Origin of the sequence: Microcoleus sp. Pol12A5, assembly GCF_036701435.1 — a bacterium.
GTDB lineage: Bacteria > Cyanobacteriota > Cyanobacteriia > Cyanobacteriales > Microcoleaceae > Microcoleus.
In genome coordinates, this window is the sequence record NZ_JAUBQU010000179.1 from 1 (window position 1) to 8,504 (window position 8,504).

Sequence of the window (8,504 nt, forward strand, 5' to 3'; positions counted from 1 at the left end):
GATCGGGCTAATACGGCGCGTAACGTGCGCGTGAACCAGCAGGTGCTGGCGGCCGCCACTCCCGCGCTCGATCGGGCGAAAGCGAAAATTCAATTTATGCTGCAGGAAGACCCGCAAAGACCGACGGCAACTCCATCCGATGCCGAAATGTACCGGATCATGTCGTCTGTTCCGGCTTCAGGGCAGGATTTGTATAAGTTTGGCGACGAAGAGCGTTTAATACTTAAATATCCTGTTAACGGCGCTACTACTCCGGTTAACGTGAATCCTCAAGGCCCGCTGGGGGAAGTAGGCAGTGAAAATGAAGCGATAAATACAGCTTGGAGATATCCCGTCGATACGAATAACGACGGCAATTTTGACACTTTTACGCTGTATGGAATATTTTTTAGAACTCCTGCGCGCAATACTGATGGCAATTTCTCAAGGGCGAGACAGCCACTGGATGCCAGAACGCCGCCGATGTCTTTGGGATCCTTAGACCCCGCGTGCTCGACTGAGGATGCAGGCAATACCGTTGCTAGCTTGGTGGGAGATTCCGGCTGGTATAAACTGGACGGCAAACTTAAAAAAAGTTTCTTTGTTTATACGGTAAACGTCCCAATGACAGCCGCAGAAGCTAACCTCGTAACTGCTGCTGGCTTGGGTCCTGCGGTAGCCTTCACGGGAACTCCCAGCATATCTGCACTAGAATATCAGCAAGACCAAATTCGCATTCCCCTCAGCAATAATGCGGTTGTATATGAAGACGACTTAGATATATCTCCGGGACCACCGCTAAACCTAAACGGGCGGATATTTACAAATAGCAACTTATTGGTATCGGGATTGAACGCTTCCAGAAGCATCAAATTATTTGAAGTTAGCAGCAAGCGCTCTTGTTTTTACGATCAAGAAAATAGCAGAATTGCTGTCGGCGGCAACGTGCTCAACGGGACGGCAACAAATAACACGGCGGCAAATCCCGTAGAAGTACATCTTTTCAAAACCAAAACAAGTTCAGACCAGCCAAATGCAGCCTCACCAGCAATTGACAGCGCCAATCAATCCGTTGGTGGAAATAGCAGCCTTGATGTACTTTACAACAGCGACGCTTACTCACGGCGGTTAAATGCACTGGTGACGGCTCAAATCGCAGTTGATCCAACAGGTCTAGGTCTTGCAACTCCCCTGTCAGTTCGACAAGCGGTGAATCCCCCTGCAGGCAGCCCAAATCCGCCTCAAAAGTTGGAGGATGCGCTGCAATCTTATTTTAAAGAACGGCTGCGGAAAGTTCCTTTTTTAGAAGCACCGCTCGGAAGTGATGCAGGAGTCACGGCTGGAGGGTCTTACATTGAAGGAAGCGGCGAGACTTTAAGACCGAAAGATGATTGGAGCTTTCCTACAGGAAACTCTAATAACGATCAAGGCAGTGACTCCGGTCCGACAGGACTCACCCTCCGTCTAGCTCAGCTAGAAACAACAAACGCGGATGGTTCGGCAGTAAAACCTAATGACAACGAAGGAAAGTTGGGCGATCGCGTAGTGGTAGGCAATAACTTGCCAGCACAGCGGTGGAACGAGCCCGAGCAAAAGTTTTTAGGTAAAGTGCCACAAAATGTGGGCAGTGGAACGCGGCAGCGCACGTCCCAAGTCACCAGGCTCGCCGACGTAGGAGCAACAGACCGCGGCAACGGTTTAGGCGAAACCCCTGATCCCGCAAAGCCTTTCAGAGACGGTTTCTGGGAAAGAGCAGCAGCTCAAATACCGGTAAATCCCCTCGACGGCATTGGCGGTCTCCGGGTCATTACCAGTGCTGGCGTTTACGATCGCACTAACTCCTTCCTACCGCCACCCAGGTGGACAGATTTTGACGGTCAAAATCAAGGTCCTGCATCTGTCGTTCCTGCCCCCCCTCCCCTTGCGGCCAATACTTACGACGATCCAGCAACTCCCGCGAACGAGTTGTACCCGGTAGTCTGGCCGGACACCATGCCGATGTCACCCCTGGGACCTGGTTCTCAGGTATATAACAATACTACAACCGGTCCTAGCCCCGGTGGCTGGACTCCCTGGCTGGCAGCTTGGTCTGGTCCTACCGATATCAGCGCAAATCTCACCGCAGCAGCATCACCAGCAGAGGTCTCTGCAACTCTACTTCCCGGAATTACTGAAAACCCCGCCACCGCTCGCAAGTTTGCCAAAGGCGATTTGCGGATGCGGGCATCGGCAGTGTATTACTACACCAACGGCTTTAACGATCCGACACTTCCCACTCCAGACCAAACCCCATTTGCCTGCGTCAGCAGCTATTACGACCCCAGCAACGCTTCCACGGCCAGAAATATTAATACCCCAGCACTTGCCGGTGCTAACTTCGATGTGAGCGGAGATCCTGCGATCGGAGCGCGGCAGGCATTCATCGGCTCCAACAACGGTATCGCCTATCCCGCCCCGACCAGACCCAGACCACAAAACGCTGCTTCTGATGCGGACGGTGACGGCTTGCTGACTGGTAGTGGCGACGCAGTATTGGAGGCACAAGCCAACATAGTCTTCCCAGACGGTAGGTTTGCCAACGGGCCGTTGAGAACGGCGCTGCAAGTGGCCGAAACAAATCGTACCCTAGCACAAAGAGCTGCGATAGACTCGACTAATTGCGCGATCGAAATTCTCAGCAACCCTGCGTTTACTCCCAGCAACGCACAGATTCCTTACGGAGCAATTCAAGAAGTAGCGTTTTTAAACGGCAGAGAAATCAAAGCGGTCGATCGGGACGACGACAGAACCGCCGTTAACGAAGCTTTTACGCTCAGCAGTCCTCGGCCTGCCGACCCCCAAGCACCAGTCCCCCCAGCAGCAGTATTAACAGGCAATTACAATCAGCCTCTAGAAGAAAGACAACCTCTAGAAATTCGCGTCACCCAGTTAGATATCGGCTTGCTGCGCGGGCAACCATTTGGTGCTGGCGACTGGCTGTTGCCCAACAGCGGGATTGTATATGCCAGCCGGGACGATGCGCTGCCCGATCGCAGCAGTCGAAATGCCGACCCGCAACAAAGCAAAACACTCAGCCCCGCAGACTCCAGGCTCGACCCCACTCGCAAGCCAAACGGCATTATGCTGGTTAACGGTCAATTCCTATTTCGCGGCACCGGCAATACTCCCGCAGGGGTCACTAGCGTAGCAGATGTAGTCAGAGAAAAAGGGCTGACCTTGGTATCTAACTTGCCGGTGTACATCAAAGGACAATTTAACCCCCACGGGCAAAATGCACCTGCCACTCCACCTGCGACACCGACTTTTACGCCAGTCGAAGAGTTTACAGATCCTGTGAACCTAAGTTGGGGAAATTTTTACAACCGCAACAACCTAAGCCCCAGCTTTGCCTGTCGCGCGGGCGACCCCAGGCTGCCGAGCTGTACGGGCGACTACTGGAGACCGGCAACAGTGCTGGCAGATGCTGTCACCCTCCTATCGCAAAATTACCGTTTTGGGTTCCGCAATGAGGGAGACTTTGACCTGAGAAACAATGCGGGTGCTGATGCCGTACTCCGCCGCCGACAAAGAGGATTTTTCAACAACAACTTTGTTACTAACGGACTTTCCAGTGGGGCTTTTTTACCTAACGGCAATTTGGTAAATACCTTAAATGCGACAGGTACGCTAAGAGACGCTAGCTACGTGAATCCGGCGCCTCCCACGCCAGGGACGATCAAATGGAGTTCTTACTTCAACAACTTTGTCACCCCAGTGCAGCGACGCGGGCCTTTCCCAGAGTATCTGATGGAAGTTTGCACAAAACTGCCACTTTCTGAGTGTGGGGATGCCGATTGGTTTGTCAATCCGCTAGCACCAACGCCTCAGACGGCATCTGCTGCTGCTGCTGCTGCTGTTGCTGCTGGTTCCACTTTCGCTTACACCACGCCTAACTACACTACTCCGGCTCTTAGTCTCGCAAGCACTTTTCAAGCTGGCTCGACAGTCGATCCGCCAATAGCCGCATTACAGCGATTCCCTCGTCGCGTGGCTTTTAACAGAGATTCTTCAACAAGTGTGTTGTTGCCAAATCCTCTAACGCCAACGACTCCACCACAGCCTTTTGGCATTACTGGAGGCACTACTATTGCTGCTGCTTCTACTCCTCCTGCCCCTACTTCTGGCAGAAATTCTCTGTGGTTTGCCACGGGAGCTAGGCCCACTGTGACTTACAATGGCAGCACCATACCGTATCAGGTCAACACCAACACTATCACCGCCGACACTAGAGACGGCAGCAATACAAGGCTACCAACTTTAGCAGCAGCAGCATTAACACCAACCGCACTAACTCCTCCCTATTCAGCGGGGGCGACATATAACGGCACCCAGCCGCTCTTGCTCCCAGTCTTACAACTCCAAAATGTCAGTACAGCAACGTCGGGCGATGCAACAGGTACCCTTTCTGCCCTACAAACAGGGTGGATACCGCAAGCTGTACAGACAACTTTCAATCTCATCATCGGAGCTAACGATACTCCGTCGAGAACCCTTACCCCTACAACCAGCGACTTTAATGGCGGTTTGCAAAACTTGCCCCGATTCTTGGAAAGCTGGGGGGAGAATGGGGCAGTTACCACTAATATTCGAGGCAGTTTTATTCAGTTGGCTCGCAGCGCCTTTAGCACCGCACCGTATCAACCAACTCCGACTGGAGGGTTAGTAACCGTGTTCTCTCAATTGAATCCTTCACTCCCGCTGACTGCTATTCCAACTACATACAACATTGCGACGGGCGCAGGTCGGATTCCATACTTCAGCCCGCCAACCAGGAACTGGGGTTATGACGTGGGTCTGCTATCTCAGCCGCCGGACTTGTTCACTCAAAAGTTGACTACTGCTCCCTCAAGGAATCAACCGGCCGAGTTTTTCCGAGAAGTACCTCGGAATGACAAGTGGGTAAAAACTTTGATATGCGGAGTCAAGGCATCGGACAATACGCCCGCTACTTCCCTTAGCGCCAATGAAAATTGCCAGCAATTCCCCTATCAATAACTTTGTGTCGCGCAATTACTGGAGTTCTAATTTATGAGCAAGCACAGACAACAGCAAAATTTACCTCAGTCGCGAGACGGCGGCTACACGATTATCGAGTCTTTGGTAGCGATGATCGTGGTTTCTGTGCTGATGATTGCGATCGCCCCTGTGATGGCTTTCTCAGTAGCGACTCGCGTACAAGCGCGGCGGATAGAACTGGCCACGCAGGCGGCGAGAACTTACATAGACGCTCTCAGGACGGGGGCGAGTCAGAGTCCAAATCAGACATATACTGACCCTTTAGAGGTTCCGCTCGCTCCCGCAAACAATAATAATTTGTACTGTTTTAAGTCAGAGCAAACGAGCGACGCCTGTGGTATTAGCAAAAAAGACTTTTACGTTCAGGGGATTCGTTCTTCTGGGAACAAGCCGACAGAGACAGGCTATTCTTTAAAAGTCCGCGTTTACCGAGCCGATGCCCCCTTCGGGTCTTTGACAACCGGACAACAATCAGTTGCTAATTCCGGTCTCGGCGACCCTAAAGCGCCTTTAGTGGTAATGCAAACAGAAATCCCACCTACGACACAAGGAGGTAGTTCCGCCTATCGATCGCTCTGTACTCGACTCGGTGGCTGTCAGTAATAATCAAAGTCCCCGTTGTTAAATTAAAATCGGTTCCTCCCATTTGACAAAGGAAACAGTCAAAATGAAAACTTTACTCAGGTTGCTTCTAAAAACTCAGCACCAGCGAAACCGCTCTGGGCCCGATCAAACAGAAAAGGGCATGACTCTGGTCGAGCTATTAGTCGGAGCAATTATGGCATTTTTAATCATTACGCCGATGCTCGGTTTTGTAGTCGATATGCTGAATACCGACAGGAGGGAACAAGTCAAGTCCAATACCGAGCAAGACCTTCAGGCTGCCGTTGATTTCATCGCCCAAGATTTAAGCCAAGCTATTTATATTTACGATAATAACCCTGCTACTACTAGCACTCCCACCACTACCCCTACAGGCATCCCTGCAATACGGAATTTCATCCCCACTACAGACCCAAATCAAACCCCTATTCTTGTATTTTGGAAGCGACAGCTTCTCAAGAATTCTCTTCCTCTTACTGCGGGCATTCAACCAAATGATTGCAACACAAATGCGTGCAACGATACCTATGTCCTATCATTAGTTGCGTACTACCAAATTAAAGAGACTAATTCTAACTCTATTTGGTGTCAGCCTTCAGGAGGTACGTGTCCTACCCGTATTGTTCGTTATCAAATTCAAGACGGATTGCGAGATCCTAACTCGACAAATCCAGATCCATCACAACGCTATTTTACTGATGTAAGTGAGGGGCAAAAGCGCAGTTCGGCCTTTTACATAGGTTCTTCCACTCTGCCAGGTTTTGATATCAGCAAGCCCACTGAAAATGTGACGAATGGAGCAGCTAGTTTCGCGAACCCGGATGTAAGAAGCGAGGTACTGGTCAATTACATCGACCACAACAGCCCAGGGCCGGCAGTCACAGGCAATGAGTGTACGACCGCTCTGGGGACTCCCACTACCCAAACTGGAATTACAATCCCAGAAACAACTCTCAAAATAACAGATTCATCATCTCCAACACCTACAAATAGCTTCTACGCTTGTGTTGATACTGCTAGAAATTTAGCCCGAGTCACTATCAGAGGAAATAGCCTCCGTCGCCTTCAAGCCGATGCTAATTATAACCCCAACAGTTCGGCGTTTTTCCCAACAGCAAGCGTTCAAGTACAAGGTCGAGGTGCGCGCGGACAGTAAGTGATTTCTGAAACGGATTTCCGAATTGCGCCACTAGCAGATAAAACAGGAGAGTAAAATGAAAACCCCAATATTATTAAAAGTTTTGCAGAGTTCTGCAACAAAAGCAAACCCCAATTACAAAAATCCTGCCTCCAGAAAGGGCGATGGAGGATTCACCCTTCTAGAAGTGCTGGTGATAGCGTTAATCATAGGTATATTCAGCTCGATCGCCGCTCCGAGTTGGCTGGGATTCATCAACAAACAAAGAGTTCGCACTGTGAATGATCGAGTTTTCCAATCATTACGACTTGCACAAAGTGAAGCAAAGCGAACTAAGAGCAGTGTCACAGTTACATTTAATCCTACAGACCCCCCAACAGTTACGTTTATCCCACCATTAGCTACGGGTGGTAGTACACAGACGTTAAATGCTGGAGGCGAAATTAAACCCGGCACTATTACACTTTTAACGAATGCAACTGGTTCTGTTGTTGATGCTGATCTTCCTCTCAACTCGATCATTTTTGACTATCAGGGCAATGTAAAAAAATTACCAAGTACAAATCCTGCAATTCCGGGGCGATTTGTGGTATCAGTTTCTACTGTTAACGGTGCTGCTAAGCAGTGTGCGATCGTGGAAACTATCATAGGAGGAATGAGAACTGCTGAAGGAAACGATCCAGTAACTGGGTGTCCCTAAGAGCTTTAAATAAATTTAATCTTAATCTCTAACAGCAATTCCGCATAAGTTCTGAATTGCTAAAAAATATTAACTTAAATTATTTTATATTTCAAATCCCATTAAAACCGTCAAAATATGCAGCTAAAACCAAAACAAATAATCATCCAGCCAGGAAACCAACTATTACTAAAAGACATAACCTGGCAAATGTTTGAAACCTACTAACAGAATTAGGAGAAAGTCGCGCATCCAGACTTTCATACAGCAAAATAACATTAGAAATCATGGTTCCGCTAATAGAACACCAAGTTACCAAAGTCCTGATAACTGCTTAACTAACCAAGCGATCGCCCCTTCCACATCAGCAACCTTTTCAACATCGGCAATCGGCGGCCGCTGCACCATCACCACCGGAATTCCCAGTTCCCTAGCCGCCACAATTTTCGCATAAGTAGCACCGCCCCCGCTGTTTTTACTAACAATCGTATCAATCTGATATTCTAATAATAATTGACGCTCATCTTCCAATGAAAAAGGCCCCCTTGCTAACAACAATTTACCATTAGGAATAGGAGAATTGAGTGCCGGAGGATCGATCGCCCGCATCAAAAACCAAATAGCATCCAAACCAGCAAAAGCAGCCAATTCCTGCCTGCCAATAGTCAGAAACACCCGCTGAGACTGCCCTAATAAAGCCCTTGCAGCCTCCGAGTGGCCCGCAACCTCAATCCAGCGATCGCCCTCCACCCTCTCCCAACCAGGACGCACCAGCATCAAATACGGCACATTACACTCAGCAGCAGCAACAGCAGCATTAGCAGAAATCTGAGCCGCAAACGGATGAGTAGCATCAATCAACAAGTCGATCGGGCTATCGAGCAAAAAGGCCGCCAGCCCAGTCGCCCCACCAAACCCTCCAATCCGCACCGTACCCGTTTTTGGGGTAAAAGGCTGTTGAGTGCGTCCTGCCAGCGAAGATACCACCTCAATTTCAGCAATTTGAGACGCTCTTGCCGCCAGTTCAGCAGCATCCCCCGTCCCGCCCAA

5 protein-coding genes are annotated in these 8,504 nt (G+C 49.8%); 4 read left to right on the top strand and 1 reads right to left on the bottom strand.

The annotated features are described in order from the left end of the window. From hpsA to QUA45_RS26595, 4 genes are all read left to right on the top strand, one after another. Positions 1-5,013 (top strand): hormogonium polysaccharide biosynthesis protein HpsA (gene hpsA, locus QUA45_RS26580; RefSeq protein WP_333222786.1); only part of this gene is annotated, 5,013 nt, incomplete at its 5' end. A gap of 33 nt (positions 5,014-5,046) precedes the next feature. After that, entirely contained in the window at positions 5,047-5,637 is a 591-nt protein-coding gene (locus QUA45_RS26585) for a prepilin-type N-terminal cleavage/methylation domain-containing protein (protein WP_333222788.1), read from the top strand. 64 nt (positions 5,638-5,701) lie between these two features. Next, positions 5,702-6,793: a hormogonium polysaccharide secretion pseudopilin HpsC gene (gene hpsC, locus QUA45_RS26590; protein ID WP_333222791.1), complete on the top strand. Its 1,092-nt coding sequence runs from the start codon at positions 5,702-5,704 to the stop codon at positions 6,791-6,793. Positions 6,794-6,851: 58 nt separating this feature from the next. Continuing rightward, positions 6,852-7,475: a prepilin-type N-terminal cleavage/methylation domain-containing protein gene (locus QUA45_RS26595; protein WP_333222793.1), complete on the top strand. Its 624-nt coding sequence runs from the start codon at positions 6,852-6,854 to the stop codon at positions 7,473-7,475. A 291-nt stretch (positions 7,476-7,766) separates the two neighbouring features. Here the strand turns inward: QUA45_RS26595 and QUA45_RS26600 are convergent. Continuing rightward, on the bottom strand, positions 7,767-8,504 hold a 738-nt coding region (locus tag QUA45_RS26600; RefSeq protein ID WP_333222795.1), incomplete at its 5' end, for a cobalt-precorrin-6A reductase.

Coding starts and splice junctions, on each gene's coding strand:
- QUA45_RS26585 (WP_333222788.1), top strand. CDS start 5,047: ATGAGCAAGCACAGACAACAGCAAAATTTACCTCAGTCGCGAGACGGC.
- QUA45_RS26595 (WP_333222793.1), top strand. CDS start 6,852: ATGAAAACCCCAATATTATTAAAAGTTTTGCAGAGTTCTGCAACAAAA.
- hpsC (WP_333222791.1), top strand. CDS start 5,702: ATGAAAACTTTACTCAGGTTGCTTCTAAAAACTCAGCACCAGCGAAAC.